General features: G+C 73.5%; 16 protein-coding genes. 8 read left to right on the top strand and 8 right to left on the bottom strand.

What is annotated here, in order from left to right:
- Positions 1-64: 64 nt before the first annotated feature.
- The 5 genes from JOE63_RS05870 to JOE63_RS05850 all read left to right on the top strand — a co-directional run bounded on the left by JOE63_RS05870 (position 65) and on the right by JOE63_RS05850 (position 5,556).
- The gene (locus JOE63_RS05870; protein ID WP_307839959.1) at positions 65-2,101 is read left to right on the top strand and encodes an alpha-glucuronidase; all 2,037 of its coding nucleotides are present in this window, start codon (positions 65-67) and stop codon (positions 2,099-2,101) included.
- Between the two features lie 4 nt (positions 2,102-2,105).
- Positions 2,106-3,590 carry a serine hydrolase domain-containing protein gene (locus JOE63_RS05865; RefSeq protein ID WP_204539875.1) on the top strand — a complete coding sequence of 495 codons (1,485 nt, stop codon included), beginning with the start codon at positions 2,106-2,108 and terminating at the stop codon, positions 3,588-3,590.
- Positions 3,591-3,696: 106 nt separating this feature from the next.
- A complete protein-coding gene (locus JOE63_RS05860; protein WP_204539872.1) occupies positions 3,697-3,864 on the top strand; it encodes a hypothetical protein in 168 nt (55 codons plus the stop codon).
- Positions 3,864-4,220, top strand: coding sequence for a YciI family protein (locus JOE63_RS05855; RefSeq protein ID WP_204539869.1), 357 nt, complete (start codon positions 3,864-3,866; stop codon positions 4,218-4,220). The genes JOE63_RS05860 and JOE63_RS05855 overlap by 1 nt, the downstream gene beginning before the upstream one ends.
- A gap of 10 nt (positions 4,221-4,230) precedes the next feature.
- Positions 4,231-5,556: an RNA polymerase sigma factor gene (locus JOE63_RS05850; RefSeq protein ID WP_204539866.1), complete on the top strand. Its 1,326-nt coding sequence runs from the start codon at positions 4,231-4,233 to the stop codon at positions 5,554-5,556.
- Positions 5,557-5,559: 3 nt separating this feature from the next.
- Here JOE63_RS05850 and JOE63_RS05845 read toward each other — a convergent pair whose 3' ends face one another.
- The 7 genes from JOE63_RS05845 to JOE63_RS05815 form a co-directional block, all read right to left on the bottom strand.
- A complete protein-coding gene (locus JOE63_RS05845) occupies positions 5,560-7,671 on the bottom strand; it encodes a beta-galactosidase (RefSeq protein ID WP_087471130.1) in 2,112 nt (703 codons plus the stop codon).
- 34 nt (positions 7,672-7,705) lie between these two features.
- Positions 7,706-8,437, bottom strand: a complete 732-nt coding sequence (locus tag JOE63_RS05840; protein WP_087471129.1) for a hypothetical protein — start codon at positions 8,435-8,437, stop codon at positions 7,706-7,708.
- On the bottom strand, positions 8,434-9,996 hold the full coding sequence (locus tag JOE63_RS05835) for a GH39 family glycosyl hydrolase (RefSeq protein WP_204539863.1): 1,563 nt from the start codon (positions 9,994-9,996) through the stop codon (positions 8,434-8,436). Before JOE63_RS05835 ends, JOE63_RS05840 begins: the two co-directional genes overlap by 4 nt.
- A 126-nt stretch (positions 9,997-10,122) precedes the next feature.
- On the bottom strand, positions 10,123-11,784 hold the full coding sequence (locus JOE63_RS05830; protein ID WP_204539860.1) for an ABC transporter substrate-binding protein: 1,662 nt from the start codon (positions 11,782-11,784) through the stop codon (positions 10,123-10,125).
- Between the two features lie 86 nt (positions 11,785-11,870).
- Positions 11,871-12,791 carry a carbohydrate ABC transporter permease gene (locus JOE63_RS05825; protein WP_082140940.1) on the bottom strand — a complete coding sequence of 307 codons (921 nt, stop codon included), beginning with the start codon at positions 12,789-12,791 and terminating at the stop codon, positions 11,871-11,873.
- Positions 12,785-13,834 (bottom strand): ABC transporter permease, encoded by a 1,050-nt coding sequence (locus tag JOE63_RS05820; RefSeq protein ID WP_087471126.1) that lies wholly within the window; start codon positions 13,832-13,834, stop codon positions 12,785-12,787. Before JOE63_RS05820 ends, JOE63_RS05825 begins: the two co-directional genes overlap by 7 nt.
- The gene (locus JOE63_RS05815; protein WP_239576630.1) at positions 13,831-16,269 is read right to left on the bottom strand and encodes a beta-xylosidase/alpha-l-arabinosidase; all 2,439 of its coding nucleotides are present in this window, start codon (positions 16,267-16,269) and stop codon (positions 13,831-13,833) included. Before JOE63_RS05815 ends, JOE63_RS05820 begins: the two co-directional genes overlap by 4 nt.
- Before the next feature lie 298 nt (positions 16,270-16,567).
- On the opposite strand from JOE63_RS05815, the gene JOE63_RS05810 reads away from it, so the two are divergent.
- Positions 16,568-17,602 (top strand): LacI family DNA-binding transcriptional regulator, encoded by a 1,035-nt coding sequence (locus JOE63_RS05810; protein ID WP_087471125.1) that lies wholly within the window; start codon positions 16,568-16,570, stop codon positions 17,600-17,602.
- Between the two features lie 170 nt (positions 17,603-17,772).
- Positions 17,773-19,380 (top strand): endo-1,4-beta-xylanase, encoded by a 1,608-nt coding sequence (locus tag JOE63_RS05805; protein WP_275582765.1) that lies wholly within the window; start codon positions 17,773-17,775, stop codon positions 19,378-19,380.
- A 125-nt stretch (positions 19,381-19,505) separates the two neighbouring features.
- Here the strand turns inward: JOE63_RS05805 and JOE63_RS05800 are convergent, their stop codons facing one another.
- On the bottom strand, positions 19,506-20,264 hold the full coding sequence (locus tag JOE63_RS05800) for a FadR/GntR family transcriptional regulator (RefSeq protein WP_204539857.1): 759 nt from the start codon (positions 20,262-20,264) through the stop codon (positions 19,506-19,508).
- A 176-nt stretch (positions 20,265-20,440) separates the two neighbouring features.
- On the opposite strand from JOE63_RS05800, the gene JOE63_RS05795 reads away from it, so the two are divergent.
- Positions 20,441-21,235, top strand: coding sequence for a (Fe-S)-binding protein (locus tag JOE63_RS05795; RefSeq protein WP_087471123.1), 795 nt, complete (start codon positions 20,441-20,443; stop codon positions 21,233-21,235).
- The last annotated feature ends 12 nt before the right edge of the window (positions 21,236-21,247 follow it).

Here is a 21,247-nt window from a genome sequence, read left to right as displayed (position 1 = left end):
GGCGGCCCGGTCTCGCGACCATCTCACGCACGCCCGCTCAGACCGTTCCCCCAGGAGAGACCCCGTGACCACCCCGGACCACCCGTCCGTGCACCCCGCCTGGCTGCCCGACGCCGCGACGTCGTTCCTGCGCGGGCGCACCGTGCTCGTCGCGGGCGACGGCCCGCTCGCCGAGACCGTCCGCGGCGAGGCCCGCCGTGCAGGCGCGACCCTCGTCGACGGCGACGCCGACCTCGTCCTGCGCGACACCGGCGCCGTCCCCGGCGGCGAGGGTTTCGTCGTCGCGCACCGTGACGGCCGCGTGGAGGTCGCGGCGGACGACGACGCCGCCGTCCTCCATGCGTGGTTCCACGTGGTGCGCACCGGGACGACGGACCCGGCCGGCCACACCGCAGGCCACCACGAGCCCGCGCACGCGCTGCGCATGCTCGACCATTGGGACAACGTCGACGTGCACCCGGTCATGGGCCAGGTCGAGCGCGGGTACGCGGGCGGCTCGATCTTCTACGCGGACGGGCAGGTGCGCGAGGACCTCTCGCGCGTCGAGCAGTACGCGCGCCTGCTCGCGGCGACGGGCGTGAACCGGGTCGCGATCAACAACGTCAACGTGCACGCGCGCGAGGCGCGGCTCCTCACCGACGGCCTGCCCGACGTCGCGCGCGTCGCCGCGGCGTTCCGGCCGTGGGGCATCCGGGTACACCTGTCGGTGAGCTTCGCCTCGCCGATCGTCCTCGGCGGGCTCACGACGTCGGACCCGCTCGACCCGGAGGTCCGGGCGTGGTGGGCGGACGCCGTCGCTCGCGTGTACGGGGCGATCCCCGACTTCGGCGGGTTCGTCGTCAAGGCGGACTCCGAGGGCCAGCCGGGACCGTTCGCGTACGGGCGCGACCACGCCGACGGCGCGAATCTGCTCGCGCGGGCGCTCGCCCCGTTCGGCGGGACGGTGCACTGGCGGGCGTTCGTCTACAACCACACCCAGGACTGGCGCGACCGCTCGACCGATCGGGCGCGCGCCGCGTACGACCACTTCGCCCCGCTCGACGGGCGGTTCGACGAGAACGTGGTCGTGCAGGTCAAGCACGGCCCCCTGGACTTCCAGACGCGCGAGCCCGTCTCGCCCGTGCTCGCCGCGATGCCGCGCACGCGCCTCGCCGTCGAGCTCCAGGTGACGCAGGAGTACACGGGTCAGCAGCGGCACGCGTGCTACCTGGGCCCGTGGTGGAGCGAGATCCTGCGGTTCCGGCCGTGGGGCCCGGTCGAGGGGGACGACGGCTCCCCCACCGTGTCCGACGTCGTCGGGGGCGCCGGGCCGGACGCCTCGCCCCAGGTCGTGGCCGCACGGGGCGGCGGGATCGCGGCGGTGTCGAACGTCGGCGACGACGCGTTCTGGACCGGGCACCCGCTCGCGCAGGCGAACCTCTACGCGTTCGGCCGCCTCGCGTGGGACCCGACGCTCGACCCGGCCGGCGTCCTCGACGAGTGGGTCTCCCTGACGTTCGCGTCCCCGTCGCCCGCCGGCGCCGACCGCACCGTCGACCCCGACGTCCGGGCGGCGCTCCACGCCGTCCTCGACGACTCGTGGCGCACCTACGAGGCGTACACCGCCCCCCTCGGCGTGGGCTTCATGGTGAACCCGGGGCACCACTACGGGCCGTCGGTCGACGGCTACGAGTACTCGCCGTGGGGCACGTACCACTTCGCCGACCGCGACGGCATCGGCGTCGACCGCACCCGCGCGACCGGGACCGGCTACACCGGCCAGTACCCCGCGCCGTGGCGCGACGTCTACGAGTCGCTCGACACGTGCCCGGACGAGCTGCTGCTGTTCTTCCACCACGTGCCGTACGGGCACGTGCTGCACGACGGCACGACCGTCGTCCAGCACGTGTACGACACGCACTTCGCCGGCGTCGAGCGCGTCGAGGAGTACGTCCGCACGTGGGAGGGCTTGCGCGGCGTGGTCGACGACGCGGTGTTCGAGCGCGTCACCGAGCGCCTCGCGGAGCAGCTCCGCTCGGCGCGCGAGTGGCGCGACCACGTGTGCACCTACTTCCTGCGCGCGTCCGGCGTGGCCGACGCGCACGGCCGCACGATCTACTGAGCACGTGACTCAGCCAGCGACCGAGCCGGTGACCGCAGCCGTAGCCCACCCGGGCACGACCGCGCCCTCTCCCGAGGCGCACGGGATCCCGTCCGCCGCGGTCCTCGAGCTGCTCGACGCGCTCGAGGGCGCTGGGCTCGACCCGCACGGCCTCGTCGTCGCGCGCGCCGGCGTCCCGGTCGTCGAGGCGTCCTGGGCGCCGCACGACGCGCCGCTGCCGGGCCTCGTCTACTCCGTCTCGAAGACGTTCACGGCGCTCGCCGTCGGGCACCTCGTGGCGGAGGGTCGCCTCCAGGTCGACGACCTCGTCGGGGCGTTGCTCGGCCTGCCCGACCCGACCGGCCTCACCGTGCGGCACCTGCTGACGATGAGCACCGGTCACACGTCCGGCGAGCTCGCCGAGATCGGGTTCGACCTCCCCCGCCTGCTCGCGACCCCGCCCGAGCACGCGCCGGGCACGCACTTCGCGTACAGCTCGCCCGCGTCGCGCGCGCTGTCGTCGGTCGTCACGGCGGTGACCGGTGAGCGGCTGCTCGCCTACCTGCGCCCGCGCGTGCTCGATCCGCTCGGGATCACGCACCCGTGGTGGGTCGGGATCGACGGACTCGACCAGGGCTTCTCGGGGCTGCACGTGACGACCGCCGAGATGGCGCGCCTCGCCGTCGCGATGGCCGACGGCGGCCGGTATGCGGGCGTCACCGTGATCCCGCCCGCGTGGCTGGCCGCGATGCGCGAGCCCTGGTCGGACACTGCGGAGCACGGCGGCGCGCCCGGGGTGGCCGGCGGCGAACCGCCGGACTGGTCGCGCGGCTATGGCTACCAGGTGTGGACGAGCCGGCACGGGTTCCGGGCCGACGGCGCGTACGGACAGTTCGCGGTCGCCGTCCCCGAGCGCGCGCTCGCGATCGGCTACCGCGGCGCGACGCGCAGCGCCCAGCCCACCCTCGACGCGATCTGGGCGTTCGTCGAGCGGACGGGCGAGGACGGAACCTCGCTGCCGCCCGACCGGGACTCCGCCGCCCGCCTCGCCGACCGGCTCTCGATGCTCGACGCGTGGCCGGGCATCCTCGACCAGGAGCTCGACCCGGAGCCGACGCCGCAGGACGTGATCAGCCCGGTGCCGTGGACGCTCCACGCCGTCCGGGCCGGGTCCCCGTACTCCTGGCGCCTCGACGTCGGCGGGCAGCCGGTCCCCGTTGCCGAGGACCGCTGGACGACCCGCGTCCTGCCCTGGCCCCACGCCGCCGGGGGCTCCGGGCCCGCCGCAGGCCCGGTCGTCGACCCTGTGCTCGTCGTCTCGGCGCGCGGCCGCGCGCTGCCCGACGGCACCGTCGAGGCGCACGTGGTGCTCCCGACGTCGCCGCACCGCCTCGTCGCGACCGGCCGCCCCGGCGAACGCCTGACCCTCGCGTGGCACACGACGCCGCTGTGGCACCCGAGCCTGTCCACGCTCGTCGTCCCTGCGGCCCACGCGGCGACGCTCCTCTGACGCGAGACCGCTCCGAGAACTCGTCCGCGCGAGGTGTCGATCTCGCCACCCGGGCTTCGTCGTCCTGATGAGCGGCCGCACGGGCCGCACCGACGAAGGAGGCACCATGACCTTTCTGGAGACGATCCTCGCGGCGAACCGGGAGCAGCCGCCGGACCTCCGCTACCGTGACGGACGGCGCAGCGTCGGCGACGGGATCGACGTCGCCGACGTGCTGCTCTACGGGCCGACGGCGCTCCGCCGGCCCGCGACGACGAGGGCGGAGGACCTCTGATGCGCTACCTGATGCTCGTGCTCGGCACGCCGCACGACCCCGACCTGCGCCCCGAGGAGGCCGAGGCCGCGCCCCCGATCGAGCAGTGGGTCGACCGCCACTACGGCAGCGGGGCCGCCGTGGTCGGCGACCGGTTGCGCCCGGCGGAGGACGCCGTCGGTGTCCGGGTGCGCGGCGGCAAGGTCCTCGTCACCGACGGGCCGTTCTCCGAGACCAAGGAGACGATCGCCGGGTTCGACGTCCTCGAGGCGCCCGACCTCGACACCGCGATCGCCATCGCGTCCGAGCACCCCATGGCGTACGGCGGCGCGATCGAGCTGCACCCGGCCTGGCCGCTCGACCTCGACGGGTCGTGACCTGCCGGTCGTGACGGCCACGAGCCGCGCCGTCGAGGACGCGTTCCGCACCGAGTGGGGACGCGTCCTCGGCGCGGTCGCGCGCAGCACGGGCGACCTCGACCTCGCCGAGGAGTCGGCGCAGGAGGCGTTCGCGACCGCGCTGCGCACGTGGGGCCGCGACGGCGTCCCGGATCGGCCCGGCGCCTGGCTCACGACGACGGCACGCCGGCACGCGATCGACGTGCTCCGACGGCGCCGGGTCGAGTCGGAGCGGGTCGCCGCGGCGGCGCGTCTGGGGGACCGCGTCGACGCAGGACCCTGGGACGGCCGCAGCACCGCCGACCCCGTCGTCGAGCAGGTCGCCGTCGGCCTCGACGACGACGCGTGGAACCTCGACGACCCCGACGGCGACCTCCTGCGCCTGCTGTTCACGTGCTGCCACCCGGCGCTGCCCGCCGAGGCCCGGGTCGCGCTGACCCTGCGGTCGCTGACCGGCATGACGACGGCCCAGGTGGCGCGGGCCTTCCTCGTCCCCGAGGCGACGATGGCGCAGCGCCTCGTCCGGGCCAAGCGCCGCATCCGCGCGACCGGGATCACGTTCCGGGTGCCGCCCGCCGAGCTCCGGGCGGAGCGTGTCGACGGCGTCCTCGCCGTCCTGTACGTGCTCTTCACGGAGGGCTACGACGCCTGGGCGGAGCCCGCCGACGTGGTCGAGGGATCGGCCGAACGGCGGGCGCTCGCCGGCGTCGCCGTCCGTCTCGCGCGCCTGGCCGCACGCCTGCTCGACGACGAGCCGGAGGCCCGCGGGCTGCTCGCCCTCCTGCTGCTCCAGCACGCGCGCCGCGACGAGCGCGTCGGCACGGACGGCGCGACACGGACCCTCGCGGAGCAGGACCGCGCGCGCTGGCGGCACGACGAGATCGCCGAGGGCGTGGCCGAGCTCGAGACGGCGCTCGCCGTCGGGCGACCCGGGCCGTACCAGGTGCAGGCCGCCGTCGCGGCGCTGCACGACGAGGCCTCCGACGCCGACGCGACCGACTGGCCGCAGATCCTCGGCCTGTACGACGTGCTGCTCGACCTCACCGGCTCGCCGGTCGTGGCGCTCAACCGCGCGGTCGCGGTCGCGGAGGTGCACGGCGCGGACGCCGGGCTCACCGCGGTCGGCGCGGTCGCCGCCGAGCCCGCGCTCGCGGGGTACCACCTGCTGCCCGCGGTGCGCGCCGAGCTGCTCGTGCGGGCTGGGCGACCCATGGACGCCGTCGTCGACCTGCGCCGCGCCCTCGCGCTCGTCGACCGCGAGGGCGACCGCCGCCTCCTGCAACGCCGCCTGGCCGGGCTCGCCTCGTCCCCGTGAGCGTCAGGGGCGGTCCTCCCGCAGCACGACGACGTCGGTCGGGTCGAGGCGGAGCATCTCGCCGTGCTCGATGCGGCGGCCGGTGAGCAGGTCGGTGCCCGACGCGTGGGCCGCGACCTCGACGGTCTCCTGGGCGTGGTTGAGGACGAACGCGGTGCGCTCGCCGTCGCGCTCGCGCAGGGCGAGCTCGAGGTCGGGGACGTCGGCGTAGGGGCCGACCAGGCCGTGCCGGTCGAGCACGCGGCGCACGACCCACGCGACGCCCGGCTCGTCGAGCGCGGTGGCGACGTACCAGGCCTCACCGGGAACGCCGTCGGTCCCCCCGACGCGGTGGCGCGTGACCGCGGGGCTTCCCGCGTAGAACTCGGCGCCGTACGTCCCCACGACCTCGGCACCCTGCGGCACCAGGACCTCGAACACCAGCGCGCCGCCCACGACGAGCGGCGCCTCGGCGCTCCCCGGCGTCCCGGCGGTGCCGGCGACGTCGTCGAGGTCGGGGTCGTGCAGCGCGACGGGGTTCACGACGCCCGGCTCGGCCGAGTCCGTCTCCTCGACCCGGATCCCGAACAGCGGGCCGAGCGGCCCGGGCGCGTCCAGGAGGAACGCGTTGTCGTCCTCGTCGACGCGGCCCGCCCAGAACGACGACAGCACCGTCCCGCCCCGGGCGGCCACGCCCTCCAGCCGCACGGTGACGTCGCCCTTCAGCAGGTGCAGCATGGGCGCCACGACGACGTCGTACCGCGACAGGTCGGCGGTCACGGGCACGACGTCCACGTCGGCGTTCGCCTGCCAGAGCGCGCGGTAGTACGCGAGGACGGTGTCGATGTAGCGCGCGTGGCGGTTGAAGCCGTCCGTCATCTCGGCGGCCCACCAGGAGTCCCAGTCGAACAGCAGCGCGACCCGCGCGGGCGTGCGCGCGCCGAGCACCGCGTCGCCGAGGCCACGCAGCTCGCCGCCCAGCGCCGCGATCTCGCGGAAGCTGCGCGTGTCTCGGCGGCCCGCGTGGTCGAGCACCGCGCCGTGGTACTTCTCGCACGCGCCCTTCGACTGCCGCATCTGGAAGTACAGGACGGCGTCGGCGCCGTGCGCGACGGCCTGCCACGACCACAGGCGCAGCACGCCCGGGCGCTTGACCGGGTTGACGTCGCGCGAGGCGGTGATGGTCGGCGTCTGCTCCATGACCCAGAATGGCGCGCCGTCCTTGAGTCCCCGCATGAGGTCGTGCGCGAGCGCCATGCGCGCGTGCTCGCGCTGCCCGGGCGGGTAGTTGTCCCACGACGCGAAGTCGAGGTCGTCGGCCCAGCGGTGGTAGTCGAGCGGGCGGAACATGCCCATGAAGTTCGTCGTGACGGGCGTCGTCGCGTCGTGCTCGCGGATGCGGGCCTTCTCGTCGCGGAAGTTCTGCCGCATCGCGTCGGTCATGAAGCGGCGGTAGTCGAGCGTGATGCCCTGGAACGCGGTGTGGTCGGGTCCGCGCCAGTGCTCGGTGAGCTTGTTCGGCGGCACGACCTGGTCCCAGTCGGAGAACAGGTGCGACCAGAAGGTCGCGTTCCAGGCCTCGTTCAGCCGCTCGATCGTGCCGTACCGCTCGCGCAGCCACCCGCGGAAGGCGACGGCGCAGCGCTCGCACCAGCAGCCGCCGTCGTACCCGCCGTACTCGTTGCCCACGTGCCACGCGACGAGCCCGGGCGTGCCGGCGTAGCGCTCGGCGATGCGGCCCGCGAGCTCGGTGGACAGCCGGCGGTAGACGGGCGAGCTCGGGCACGCGTTGTGGCGCTGCCCGTACGCGTGCGCGCGGCCCTCGAAGTCGGTGCGGTTCACCTCGGGGTACGCGTGCGCGAGCCACGGCGGCAGCGCGCCGGTCGAGGTCGCGAGCACGATCTGGCGCCCGCCCTCGACCGCGCGCGCCACGATCTCGTCGAGCCGCGTGAAGTCGTAGGTGTCCTCGGCGGGCTGGAGGTACGACCACCCGAAGACGGCGAGCGTCACCGTGTCGATCGAGGCCTCGTCGAACGCGGCGTAGTCGTCCTCCCACACGGCGCGCGGCCACTGCTCGGGGTTGTAGTCGCCCCCGTAGAGGATCTTCTCGGTCGCGGGCAGACGTGCGGGGGTCATGACGGGGACGGCTCCTCGGGTGGGCGGGTCAGGGTCAGTCGGTCGTGAATCGGGCACGGACGTCGTCGAGCATCCGCCGGTCGTTGCGGTACCAGCACCACACCCACACCCCGCCGACGAGCGCGAGGACGCCGTCCGTGGCGAACCACGCGACGCCGGCCGCGGCGACGAGCAGCGAGACGACGCCGAGGCTCACGAGCGGCGTCCGGCCGAGGTAGTGGGCCGCGAGTCGCGCGACGTCACGCGTGCGGAACGAGAAGAAGGTCGCGATCGCGACGGCGTGCAGCCCCCACACGAGCGCGAGCGCCGCGATCACGACGAGCACGGCCGCGTACGTCGGGCCGACGCCGGCGGCCGAGGCGTTCGCGAGCACGACCCCGACGACCGCGAGCACCCCGAGCGCGGGCGCCCACACGCGCAGCGCGTCGAGCGCACCGCGGCGGTAGCCGCGCACGAACGTGCGGGCGGGTGCGACCTCGTCATCGGTCTCGCGCGCCCGGACGGCGTACAGCGCCGCGGACAGCGCGGGACCGAGCGGGAGGGCCGCGAGCGCCGCGAGCGGCACGTTGGACGCCGCGCGGTCGAGCAGCAGAAGCAGGACGAGCGTCGGCAGCGCGGCGAGCGCGAGCAGGGCCGTCACGACGACGTACCAGTAGACGAGCGCGGTCGCCCGCCCGAGCGTCCCCTGGCCGAGCGCGCCCGGCAGCGGCGACCCCGTGCTCCTGCCCGTGCCCGACGGCGGCGCGGGCCGGGTCACGTCGCTCACCGTGCGCTCCCCGGGCCGAGGACGCGGCCGAGGATCCGGTCGTCGTCGAGCCATGCGGGCGTCTCGTCGCGGACGGGGTCGATCTCGACGAGCGTGACCTCGTGCCGCGCGAGCGTGAGCGTGAGGTCGACCCGCCCGTCCGCGACGGCGAGCGACGTGGTCGAGCGGGCGGGCTCGGCGGCCTCGTGGAGGAGGTCGAGCTGGCGCGCGGTCGGAGACGCGGGGCGGCCGAGGTGCTGCCACGCGGTGAACGCGTTGCCGTCGGTCTCGTTGACGACGCTGCGGTGCACGGTGGCACGCGGCGCCGTCCCGGGACCGCCGGGTGTCCCGACCGGGACGGAGAGCCGCAGCTCGTGGCGTTCGGGCTCGGTCGGGTCGTCGGTCCCGCCGACGGGCTGCCACGCGAGCACGGTGACCCGGCCGGTCGCGTCGCGCGTCACGAGGTGGTCGGCGCCGCGCGCGAGCACGTCGGGGCCCATGCGCGCCATGAACGTGTAGAGGTGGTAGGTGGGCTTGCGCACCTGGCGGTGGGCGAGCATGCCGAACCCGCCGTGGAAGAACGCGGTGGGGATGTTCTCCTCCTCGAAGACGTCGCAGAACGTCCAGTAGGAGAACGAGTCCACCACGTCGCCCCCGGCGGCGAGCACGGGCGCGAGGGCGGCCGCGTTGTACGCGGTGTCGTGCACCGGGTTGTCGGGGCGGTAGCTCGTGTTGAACTCGGTGACGTGCGCGGGCAGCCCCTCGAGCCGGGTCCCGGCGAGGAGCTCGCGGGGGCGCGCGAACTGGTCGAGCAGGTCGGTCGGGCGGCGCAGCGTCTGGTAGACGCCGAACGGGACGTGCTGCGCCGGGCCGGTCGTGTACGCGTGGAAGGACACGAAGTCGCACGGCAGGTCGCGGGCGGCGACGGCGTCGGCGAACGGCGCCCACCAGTCGTCGGCGCCGGGCGAGATCGCCGGGCCGCCCACCTGGAGGTCGGCGTCGACGTCCTTCACGGCGTGCGCGGTCGCCTCGTACAGGCGGAGGTAGGCCTCCTGGTCGGCGCCCTCCCAGAAGTTCACGAGGTTGGGCTCGTTCCAGACCTCGACCGGCCACGTCCGGACCTCGTCGATCCCGTAGCGGTCGACCAGGTGGCGCAGCACCGCGGCCACGAGCGCCGCCCACTCGCGGTGGTCGCGCGGCGGCGTGACGTTCCCCCTCCACCAGAACACCGTCTGGTCCCCCGACGCCAGGCCCGACGGCATGAACCCGAGCTCGAGGAACGGCTTGACCCCGAGCGCGAGGTAGGCGTCGACGACCTGGTCGACGTAGGTGAAGGCGTACCGCGTCCCGCTGTACCTGGTCGTGGGCCCCGCCACGTCGTACGGGCGGTGGACCCCGACGTCGTCGGACAGCAGGCCGTGGCCGCGGATGTACCGGAACCCGATCTCGGCCTGCGCGAGGGCGAGCGACTCCTGGTAGTCCTGGCGCAGCGCGAGGTTGAACCGGCCCGTGCCCACGCACGTGCGCCACGCGTCGGACAGGACGGCGACGGGCTCGGACGGGACGACGGTGGGTGTCACGGGTCAGGCTCCAGCTGAGAGGGGTGGTGCGACGGGTGGTGCGGACGGCGTACCGTCGCCGCCCGGCGGGGCGGCCGGGCGGCGACGGGGCCGGGGCGGCGGGTGCCCGTCGGCACCCGCCGGGCGTCAGCCCGCGGAGCGGGCGAGCGCCCCGTTGTACGTGTCGATGAGCTGCGTGCCGCCGAGACCGTCGATCTCGGACACGTAGGCGTCCCACTCGCTCAGCGGGCGCTGCCCGGTCACGAACGCCGCGGTGGCGGCCATCACGGCGTCCTTGATCTGCGTGTCCAGGAGCGATGCCTGCTCGAGCTCGATCTCGTCGAGGCTGGCGGCCGGCTTCACCGGCAGCATCTCCTTGCGCTCGAGGACGGCGTCCGTCCACGCCTTCGTCTCGTCGGTCATGACGGACTGGAGCAGCTCCTTCGAGGAGCCGTTGGCGAGCAGGAAGACGCCGTTGCTGTAGCCGAAGTCGGCGTTGAGCTTCTTCGGCGCGTCGGGGTTGAGCGCGTTCCAGCCGATGTCGGCCGGGAGCGTGCGGGTGCCGCCGTCGTTCGTGTAGGTCTCGCCCTCGACGCCCCACTGGGCGAACTCGATGCCCTCGTCGGAGTAGTACAGCCAGTCGACGAACTGGAGCAGGGCCTTGAAGTACGGCTTCTCGGCCGCGTCGCTGGAGATCATGAGGCCGGAGGACAGGCGGCTGCCCGCGAGCTTGCCGCCGAACGGGCCGTCGGGCAGCACGATCATGCGCAGCGTGACGTCCTTGCCCGCCTCGGCGAGCTTGCTGCGGTAGTTGGTGATCTCCTGCGTGTTGCCGGAGATCGCGGCGGCCTCGCCGTTGACGAACTTCTGGATCGCCTGGTCGTCGTTCTGCGTGATCTCGGGGTCGAGCAGGCCGTCGGAGGTCAGGCCGGCGACGTACGTGATCATGTCCTTGTACGCGTCGGTCGCGCCGGTGAGCTGGAACTCGCCGGACTCCTCGTCGAACCACGTGTTGGAGTAGCCCCAGCCGCCCTCGGTCCCGTAGTTCGGGGCGATGTACTGGAGCATCGCGCCCAGCGGCTGCGTGTCGGTCCAGCGGTCGGTCATCGCGTACGACAGCTCGGGGTTCGCGGCCTTGACCGTGGCGAGCTGCTCCGCGAACTCGTCCCAGGTCTCCGGCTCCTCGGTGATGCCGGCCTTCTGGAACAGGTCGTCGTTGACGACGACCGAGTACTGCACGTCGGGGATCTCGCGCAGGCCCGGGAGGAGGTAGTACTTGCCGTCCGCCTGGCGCTTGGCGTCGAGCTCCTCGCCGAGGCCCCACTTCTCCACCTTGTCGGCGAAGTTCGGGAGGTACTCGAGGTAGTCGGAGACGGGCAGGATCGCCCCGCCCGAGACGAACTGGACCTCCTGGCCGGGGTACGTCACCGGGATGAGGTCGGAGGCGTCTCCGGCACCGATGAGGAGCGCCTTCTTGTTGTCCCAGTCGGCCAGCGGGACGTCGGTCCGCGTGAAGGTGACGTTCTGGTTGGCCTCCAGGTTCTGGAAGATCGACCAGTCCTCCTTCACCGGGTAGTTCGGGTGGTCGCGGTACATCAGCGAGAAGTCCACCGGCTCCGTAGCCTTGAAGGTCGTGCCGACCTCGAAGTCCTCCATGGCGCCGGCGGAGTGCTCGGCGTCGATCGTGACGGCGCCGCCGCCCTCCTCGGGCTCGGGCGTGTCTCCGCCTCCGCCGCTGCACGCGGTCAGGACCAGGGCCAGGGTGGTCGCGGTCGCCACCGTGGCGGCCGGGATCCGGATCGTTCTCATCTCTCTCCTCGGGTTCGAGCTTCGTCGCTCTGACGTCGCTGAGGTGCGGGTGGTGCGGTGGGGTGGTGCGGGTGGCGCGTGGCGGCTCAGCCCTTGACGGAGCCGAGCATCACGCCGGAGACGAAGTACTTCTGCACGAACGGGTACAGGCACACGATGGGGAGGACGGTGAGCAGCATCGTCACGGACTGGATGTTCGAGCCGATCTGGACCGCCTCCTGCGAGCCGGGCCCGGTCGCCGCGGCGATGAGGTTGCGCAGGTAGACGGTGACGGGGAAGAGCTCCTTCTTGTCGAGGTACAGGAACGCCCCGAACCACGAGTTCCAGATGCCCACCGCGTAGAAGAGCGTCATGGTCGCGATGACCGCCTTGGACAGCGGCAGCACGATGCGGCCGAAGATCCCGTACGTCGACAGCCCGTCGATCGCGGCCGCCTCCTCGAGCTCGGTCGGGAAGTTCTCGAAGAACGACTTCATGACGAGCAGGTTGAACACGGAGATGGCGCCCGGGAGCACCACGGCCCACATCGTGTTGCGCATGCCCAGGACGTCCGCGACGAGGATGTAGTTCGGGATCAGGCCGCCGCCGAAGAACATCGTGAACACCGCGATGCCGATGAACGCGTTGCGCCCCTTGAGGTGGCGGCGGCTGATCGCATAGGCGTACGTCGTGGTGAGCGCCATCGCGATGAGCGTGCCGACGACCGTGTAGACGACCGTGTTCTTGTAGTTGGTCCAGAACATCGCGTCGGAGAGCACGTACTGGAGCGTCTGGACGTTGAACCCGCGCGGCACCAGGTTGACGTTGCCCGCCGCGATCTGACCCTCCGACGAGAACGCCTTCGCGACGAGGTTGACGAACGGGTAGAGCGTCACGACGCACACGACCGCGAGGACGAGGCCGTTGACCACGCGGAACGCGCGGTACCCGCCCGTGTCCTTGATCGTGCCGCCCTCGCGGCGGACGGCGGTGAGGTCCGGCGTCGCGGACAGAGGGTCGGTCACCACAGCGAGGCTCCAGTCAGGCGGCGCGAGACGGCGTTCGCGGAGAGGACGAGCACGAGCCCGATGAGGGCCTCGAACAGCCCGATCGCGGTCCCGTAGGAGAACTGCGCGGACTGGATGCCGACGCGGTAGAGGTATGTCGAGATGACGTCGCCCGTGGAGTAGACCAGGGGGTTCTGCAGCAGCAGGACCTTCTCGAACCCGACCGCCATGAAGGAGCCGATGTTGAGGATGAGGAGCACCATCATCGTGGGGCGGATGCCCGGGAGGGTGATGTGCCACGTCTGCTGCCACCGGTTGGCGCCGTCGATGCGCGAGGCCTCGTAGAGCTGGTCGTCGATCGTCGTCAGAGCCGCGAGGTAGAGGATCGTCCCCCACCCGACGGTCTGCCAGACCTCGGACGAGACGTAGATGGTGCGGAACCACTCGGGCTGCTGCATGAACGCGACCGGGTCTCCGCCGAACGCCTCGACGATCTGGTTGACCGTCCCGTTGACCGACGTGAGCTGCAGCACGAGGCCCGCCACGATGACGATCGACATGAAGTGCGGGAGGTAGGAGACCGTCTGCACGATCTTCTTGAACCGGCGCGACCGCAGCTCGTTGAGCAGGAGCGCGAAGACGATCGGCAGCGGGAAGCAGATCAGCAGCGTGAGGAGCCCGAGGATGACGGTGTTCCAGAACACCTGCCAGAACTGCTGGTTCTGGATGAACATCTCGAAGTAGCGGAAGCCGACCCACTCGTCCCCGAACACGCTCCCGCCGGGCCGGAACCGGCGGAACGCGATGACGTTCCCCAGCATCGGGAGATACCGGAAGACCAGCAGGAACAGCACGGGCACCACGAGGAACGTGTACAGGCGCCAGTCCTTGCGCAGCGCGACGCGCCACGGGACGCTGCCGGCCCTGCGGCGCCGGGCGGCCCGGCGCGCGCGGCCGCCGTCGTCGCCCGCGGGCTCGCCGGGCCGTGCGTGCTCGGCCGCGGCGACGGCGCTCGCGACGGTGGTGGCCTCGCCGACGTCGACGGGGCCCTGATCCAGGGTCATCCCACGCTCACCTCCTCGTGATCGTTCTCGCGGTACGTGCCCGGCACGGCCGGGACGGTCACGGGCCCGGAGACCCGCGCGTCGGTGACGAGGCGGCGCGTGTGGTCGACGACGCGCTCGGGCCCCACGAGGCGCAGCGGGAGCGTCGCGACGGCGTCGGCGCTGGACCGCGAGACGCGCAGCTCGACGTCGCCCGGCTCCACGACCCGGTGCCCGTCGGCCCCGGTGAAGGACGTGACGTCGGCCGGCACGACGAACGACACGGTCGCGGCCTGGCCCGGGTCGAGCGCGACGCGCGCGTACCCGACGAGGCGCACGACGGGGCGCGTCACCTGGGCGACCGGGTCGTGCAGGTAGAGCTGCACGACGTCGGCCCCGGGGACGGTCCCGGTGTTGCGCACGGTGACCTCGACCCGCGCCTCGCCGTCGACCGGCCACGCGGCGGGTCCGCCCGCGGCGGCGCCGACGACCTGCACGTCCTCCCACGCGAACGTCGCGTAGGACAGGCCGTGGCCGAACGGGAAGGCGGGCGTCGGGTCGACGCTCGAGACGCCGGAGCGCAGGCCGAGCGGCGCGGACAGGTAGGTCGCGGGCTGGCCGCCGGGGTCGCGCGGGACGCTCACGGGCAGGCGGCCCGACGGCGACACCTCCCCGGCGAGCACCTCGGCGACCGCCCGGCCGCCGAGCTGTCCGGGGAAGAACGCCTGCACGACGGCGGCGGGCGGCGTCGGCTCGTCGAGGAGCGCGCCCAGCGCGTAGGGCCGGCCGGTGAGGAGCAGCAGGACGACGGGGGTCCCGGTCGCGAGCACGGCACGCACGAGGTCCTCCTGGACCCCGGGGAGCCGCAGGTCGGCCGCGTCGCAGCCCTCGCCCGACGTCCCGCGGCCGAACAGTCCAGCGCGGTCCCCCACGGCCACGACGCACACGTCCGCGGCGCGCGCGGCGGCGACGGCCGCGGCGAACCCGCTGGTGTCCGTCCCGGTGACGTCGCAACCCTGGGCGTGCACGACGTCGAAGCGCGACCCGAGCTCGGCGAGGACGGTCGGGATGTCGATCCCGGTCTCGACCTCGGGGTGCTGGGCGCCGACGTGCGCGGGGAAGGAGTAGCAGCCGAGCATCGCCATCGGGTCGTCAGCGAGCGGGCCGACGACGGCGAGGCGCGTCCCGGGCGCGAGCGGCAGCGCGCCGCCGTCGTCCGCGAGCAGCACGACCGCCTCGCGCGCGAGGCGCAGGGCGAGGTCGCGCCCCGGCGCGTCGTCGAGCACGAGGCCCGCGCCGCCGTCGGGCACGGGCTCCCAGCCGGGGTCGAGGAGGCCGAGCTCGACCTTCTGCCGGAGCACGCGGTGCAGCGCCTCGTCGACGAGGGACTCCTCGACGTCGCCGCGGCGCACGGCCTCGGCGAGCGCCGGACCGAACGCGTCGACGGTGGGGAGCTCGACGTCGACGCCGGCGCGCAGCGCGAGGCGCGCGGCGTCCGTGCCGTCGGCGGCGACCTTGTGCAGGGTCTCGAGGAACCGGACCCCGAAGTAGTCGGCGACGACCGTGCCGTCGAAGCCCCACGTCTCGCGGAGCAGGCCCGTGAGGAGCCCCCGGTCGGCGGCCGACGGCATCCCGTCGACGTCCGTGTAGGCGTGCATGACGGAGCGGGGCCGGCCGTGGCGCACCGCGGTCTCGAACGGCGGCAGGACGACGTCGGCGTACTCGCGCGGCCCCATCGCGACGGGCGCGAGGTTGCGACCCGCCCGGGACGCGGAGTACCCGGCGAAGTGCTTGAGCGTCGCGACGACGCCGGACGACTCGAGCCCGCGGACGTACGCGGCGCCGACCGTGCCGACGAGGTAGGGGTCCTCGCCGATGGTCTCCTCGGTGCGGCCCCAGCGGTGGTCGCGCGCGACGTCGAGCACCGGCGCGAGGCCCTGGTGCACCCCCGCGGCCCGCATGCTCGCGCCGATGCGCGCGGACATCGCCTCGACGAGCTCCGGGTCGAAGCTCGCGCCCCAGGACAGCGGGACCGGGTAGGCGGTCGCGCGCCAGGCGGCGAACCCGGCGAGGCACTCCTCGTGCACCTGGGCGGGGATGCCGAAGCGGCTCGCGGCGACGAGGTCGCGCTGCGACCGCTCCAGGGAGCGCGCCCCGGCCTCGGGGCTGACGGGCGCGGTGCCGTAGGGGCGCGTGAGCTGACCGAGCCCGTGCTCGATGACGGACTCCCACGTGGGGACGTGGCCCGTCATGTCGGCCTGGTGCGGCGCGACGCCCCCGCCGGAGGCGTCCGCACCGACCCACACGCCGACGAGCTGGGCGAGCTTCTCCTCGAGCGTCATCGCGGCGGCGAGCGCCCGGGCGCGGTCGCCCGCGGCGAGCCGCACGTCGCGCCAGGGCGGCGTGGTCGTCCCGTCCTGCCGCTCGGCGGCGGCCGGGGTCGTCTGCGTCGTCAATCGTGGTCCTCGGGTCGGTCACGTCGTCGTGCCTCGCCCGGTAGCCCGGGCGTCCACGGCGTCGTGGTTTCGAAAGTATCGGCCTCTGCACCGATACCCATTGGTCCGGGACGCTAGACCGGTGACGCACGCGTCGTCAAGCGAGACGCGGGTCACAGTTCGGTGACGACGGCACCCGACGTCTCCGATGCCGGGACACCCGCGATAGCAGCGACGATCACCCGTCTCAGCAACGGACGGGCGCCACGCACAAGTGCTACGGTTCGACTCGAAAGTTGCGACCAGCACGAGGAGCGTCATGCCAGCGCAGGACCGGGGTGCCGCCACGGGCGGCCCCGCGACGATCGCGTCCATCGCCGCGGAGGCCGGGGTGTCCGTGCCCACGGTGTCCAAGGTGCTCAACGGCCGGCCCGACGTCGCGGCGGCCACCCGGGCGCGTGTCGAGGCCGCGCTCGAGCGCCACCAGTACCGGCGCCGCCGGTCCGCACCCGCGACGCCGACGCCCCTGATCGACCTCGTGTTCCACCAGCTCGACTCCGCGTGGTCCATCGAGATCATCCGGGGCGTCGAGGAGGCGGCCGCCGCCGCCAAGGTGGGCGTGGTGCTCTCCGAGCTCGGCGGCGAGCACCGGCCTCCCCAGGACTGGCTCGACGCCGTCCTCGCGCGCCGCCCGCTCGGGGTCCTTCTCGTCCTGTCGAGCCTCGACCAGTCCCAGCGGCACCAGCTCGAGACACGCTCCATCCCGTTCGTCGTGGTCGACACGGAGGGCGAGCAGCCCGCGGGGGTCCCGACGGTGGGGTCCAACAACTGGAGCGGCGGACTCTCGGCGACGCGGCACCTCCTGGGCCTCGGCCACCGTCGCGTCGCCATCATCTCGGGCCCCTCGGACGTGCTGTGCAGCCGCGCCCGCATCGACGGCTACCGCAGCGCGCACGACGAGGCGGGTGTCGCCGTCGACCCCGGGCTCGTGCGCTACGGCGACTTCTACGTGGACGGCGGGTACGAGCACGGCAAGGCCCTGCTCTCGCTCCCCGACCGCCCGACGGCGATCTTCGCCGGGTCGGACATGCAGGCGCTCGGCGTCCTGCGGGCCGCGCGCGAGCTCGGCCTACGGATCCCCGAGGACCTGTCGGTCGTCGGCTACGACGACCTCCCGCTCGCGGGCTGGATCGGCCCCGAGCTGACCACCGTGCACCAGCCGCTGCACGAGATGGCGGGGACGGCGACGCGCATGCTGCTCGACCTCGCGCGGGGCGGCCGGCCCATGAACCAGCGCCTCGACCTCGCGACCGAGCTCGTGGTGCGCGAGAGCACGGCGCCGCCGCAGACCTGACGCTCCACCCTCACCCGCGCAGCCGTGTCACCGCTGTCGCGTTTGTCCCACGATGTAAAACGTTATCGATAACGATTGCTATCTCCTCTCGGTGTGACTAGCGTCACTCGCGCACGTTGTTCGCGCTGGTGGGCCAACGGAGGTCCACCCCGGGAGGAAGAGGATCGACGATGACCCGAGCACTACCCTTGCGCAGCACGAACGGCAGGAGGTCGGCCGTGCTGGCCGCCCTCGTTGCCGTGCTCATCACGACCGGCGTCGGCGTGGGCTCCGCCCAGGCTGCCGGCGCCACCCTCGAGGCCGCGGCAGGCGAGTCCGGCCGCTACTTCGGCACCGCCCTCGCGGCCGGGAGGCTGTCCGACTCGACGTACTCGACCATCGCGAACCGCGAGTTCGACACGATCACGGCCGAGAACGAGATGAAGATGGACGCGACGGAGCCGTCGCAGAACAGCTTCAACTACTCCCAGGGCGACCAGATCGTCAGCTGGGCGACGAGCCGTGGCAAGCAGGTCCGCGGGCACGCCCTCGCCTGGCACTCGCAGCAGCCGGGCTGGATGCAGAACATGTCCGGCTCCGCGCTCCGCCAGGCGATGCTCAACCACGTGACGCAGGTCGCGACGCACTACCGCGGCAAGATCTACGCGTGGGACGTCGTGAACGAGGCGTTCGCCGACGGCGGCTCCGGCGCGCGCCGCGACTCGAACCTGCAGCGCACCGGCAACGACTGGATCGAGGCCGCGTTCCGGGCGGCCCGCGCCGCCGACCCGGGCGCCAAGCTCTGCTACAACGACTACAACACCGACAACTGGAGCCACGCGAAGACGCAGGCCGTCTACAGCATGGTCCGCGACTTCAAGGCGCGGGGGGTGCCGATCGACTGCGTCGGCTTCCAGGCCCACTTCAACTCGGGCAACCCGGTGCCGAGCAACTACCACACCACGCTCCAGAACTTCGCCGACCTGGGCGTCGACGTGCAGATCACCGAGCTCGACATCGAGGGCTCCGGCTCCTCCCAGGCCGAGCAGTACCGCGGCGTCGTCCAGGCGTGCATGGCCGTGTCGCGCTGCACCGGCATCACCGTCTGGGGCGTGCGGGACACCGACTCGTGGCGCGCGTCCGGCACCCCGCTGCTGTTCGACGGCAACGGCACCAAGAAGGCCGCCTACACCGCAGTGCTCGACCAGCTCAACAGCGGTGGCCGGACCCCCGGCGGCCCCGGCGAGAACCCGGGCGGGGACGGCTCCTGCACCGTGACCGTCACGCGGGGCGACTCCTGGGGCGACCGCTTCAACACGACCTTCCAGGTCTCGGGCGCGTCCGACTGGACCGTGACCATCCGCACCGGCTCAGGCCAGAGCCTGCAGAACTCCTGGAACGCCGCCGTCTCTGGCACCAGCGGCACGCTCACCGCGACACCGAACGGGAACGGCGACGCCTTCGGCATCACGCTGTACTCGAACGGCAACACCACGCTCCCGACGGCCACCTGCGCGTCGGCCTCCGCGGGCGGCGGCGAGACCTGCACCGTGACCGTGACGCGGGGCGACTCCTGGGGTGACCGCTTCAACGCCACCTTCCAGGTCTCGGGCGCGTCCGACTGGACCGTGACCATCCGCACCGGCTCCGGCCAGAGCCTGCAGAACTCCTGGAACGCCGCCGTCTCCGGTACGAGCGGCACCCTCACGGCGACACCGAACGGCAACGGCGACGCCTTCGGGATCACCTTGTACTCGAACGGCAACACCACTCTCCCGACGGCCACCTGCTCGGCCTGACGGGGCGCTGGGGTGGCGGGACCGTCCGTCCCGCCACCCCGGCGGAGGCCCGGAGGACAGCGTGGTCGCACGCCGCTCCAGGCCCGACCGTGACCGGGCCGCGACGCCGCCGCACCGGAGGTCGCTCAGAGCCCCGTCTCGGCGTAGAAGCCCTCGATGTGGGCGCGGACCTCGCGCGCGGCACGCTCACCGTCGCCCGCGGTCACAGCAGCCAGGACGGCGCGGTGCTCGGCGCGCAGGCGCGTCGCCGTCCGGTCCCAGGACGGCAGGGCCGCGCTCCCCTGAGCGACGTACGACTCGATCGCGCCACGCAGCCCGGTCATCACCGCCTCGACGAGCGGGTTGCCCGCGAGCCGCACGAGCAGCACGTGGAACGACGCGTCGAGCTCGCGGAACTCGGCCGCCGCGAGCGCCGGGTCGTCCATGCGGTCGAGCAGCGCGCCCGCCGCGGGGAGCGCCCCGGCGACCTCCGGGGTGCCGGGTCCTGGCTCGGACGCCCGCTCGCCGGTGTCCCGCGCGGCGACGACCCGCTCGGCGACGACCCGCTCGGCCGCCGCGCACGCCGCCCACGTCTCCAGCAGCACGCGCGTCTCGACGACGTCGCGCACGGCGAGCGTCCCCGACGCGACGTGGAGCCGCACGGCCGCACCGAGGCCCGCGGCGGGCCGGTCGACGACGGTCGCACCGGCGTCGGGCCCCGACCCGACGGCCGTGCGCACGATGCCCATGGCCTCCAGGACGCGGATCGCCTCGCGCACGGAGGGGCGCGACACGCCCAGCTCCTCCGCGAGCGCACGCTCGGCCGGGAGCCGCTCCCCCAGCGCCCAGCGACCCGCGGCGAGGTCCGCCTCGATGCGGGCGAGGACGCGTTCGTGGGTGCGCACCCGCCCAGGGTAGGCGACCCGGGCACGCCGTGGTCAGACCACAGCGGGGAACGTGGTCTACAGTGAAGAACCTGTGGTCAGACCACAGCCGCGGCGCCTCACCGCGGCGGTCCCGGCAGGCGGCGACGACGCGGCCCGGCGAGACTGGACCCGACTCGCCCTCCCCCGGAGCAACGATGCGCATAGCCCTCACCGCGACCTGCATCGGCGACGTGATGTTCCCGCAGGCACCGCGCGCCACCGCCCTCCTCCTCGAGCGCCTCGGGCACGAGGTGTTCTTCCCCGAACGGCAGGCGTGCTGCGGTCAGATGCACGTCAACACCGGCTACCTGGACGAGGCGGTCCCGGTGGTGCGCAACCACGTCGAGGCGTTCTCCCCCGTGCTCGACGGCGAGTGGGACGCGATCGTCGTGCCGTCCGGGTCGTGCACGGGCTCGGTCCGGCACCAGCAGGGCATGGTCTGCCGCCGCGCCGGGCTCGACGACCTCGCCCGCACCGCCGACGCGGTCGCCGCGAAGACGTACGAGCTCTCCGAGCTGCTCGTCGACGTGCTGGGCGTGACCGACGTCGGCGCGTACTTCCCGCACCGGGTCACCTACCACCCCACGTGCCACTCGCTGCGCATGCTGCACGTGGGCGACAAGCCGCTGCGCCTGCTGCGCGCCGTCGAGGGCATCGACCTCGTCGAGCTGCCCGCCGCCGAGTCGTGCTGCGGGTTCGGCGGCACGTTCGCGCTGAAGAACGCCGAGACCTCGACCGCGATGCTCGCCGACAAGATGACGCACGTGAAGTCCACCGGCGCGGAGGTCCTCACCGCGGGCGACGCGTCGTGCCTCATGCACATCGGCGGCGGCCTGTCGCGCATCCGCGCGGGCGTCCGCACGCTGCACCTCGCGGAGATCCTCGCGTCCACGAAGGACACGCCCACCCCCGCCGGGGTCGGTCCGTCGACGCGAGGGGGTGCCCGGTGAGCCGCACGTTCC

Source organism: Cellulosimicrobium cellulans (assembly GCF_016907755.1).
GTDB classification, from domain to species: domain Bacteria; phylum Actinomycetota; class Actinomycetes; order Actinomycetales; family Cellulomonadaceae; genus Cellulosimicrobium; species Cellulosimicrobium cellulans_D.
The sequence above is the reverse complement of the archived record's forward strand: the minus strand, read 5'-3'. Positions and strand labels throughout refer to the sequence as shown.

Excerpts from the sequence above, each read along its gene's own strand:
- JOE63_RS05805 (WP_275582765.1), top strand. The coding sequence starts at position 17,773 with ATGACCCGAGCACTACCCTTGCGCAGCACGAACGGCAGGAGGTCGGCC.
- JOE63_RS05845 (WP_087471130.1), bottom strand. The coding sequence starts at position 7,671 with ATGACCCCCGCACGTCTGCCCGCGACCGAGAAGATCCTCTACGGGGGC.
- JOE63_RS05860 (WP_204539872.1), top strand. The coding sequence starts at position 3,697 with ATGACCTTTCTGGAGACGATCCTCGCGGCGAACCGGGAGCAGCCGCCG.
- JOE63_RS05855 (WP_204539869.1), top strand. The coding sequence starts at position 3,864 with ATGCGCTACCTGATGCTCGTGCTCGGCACGCCGCACGACCCCGACCTG.
- JOE63_RS05830 (WP_204539860.1), bottom strand. The coding sequence starts at position 11,784 with ATGAGAACGATCCGGATCCCGGCCGCCACGGTGGCGACCGCGACCACC.
- JOE63_RS05810 (WP_087471125.1), top strand. The coding sequence starts at position 16,568 with ATGCCAGCGCAGGACCGGGGTGCCGCCACGGGCGGCCCCGCGACGATC.
- JOE63_RS05795 (WP_087471123.1), top strand. The coding sequence starts at position 20,441 with ATGCGCATAGCCCTCACCGCGACCTGCATCGGCGACGTGATGTTCCCG.
- JOE63_RS05820 (WP_087471126.1), bottom strand. The coding sequence starts at position 13,834 with ATGACCCTGGATCAGGGCCCCGTCGACGTCGGCGAGGCCACCACCGTC.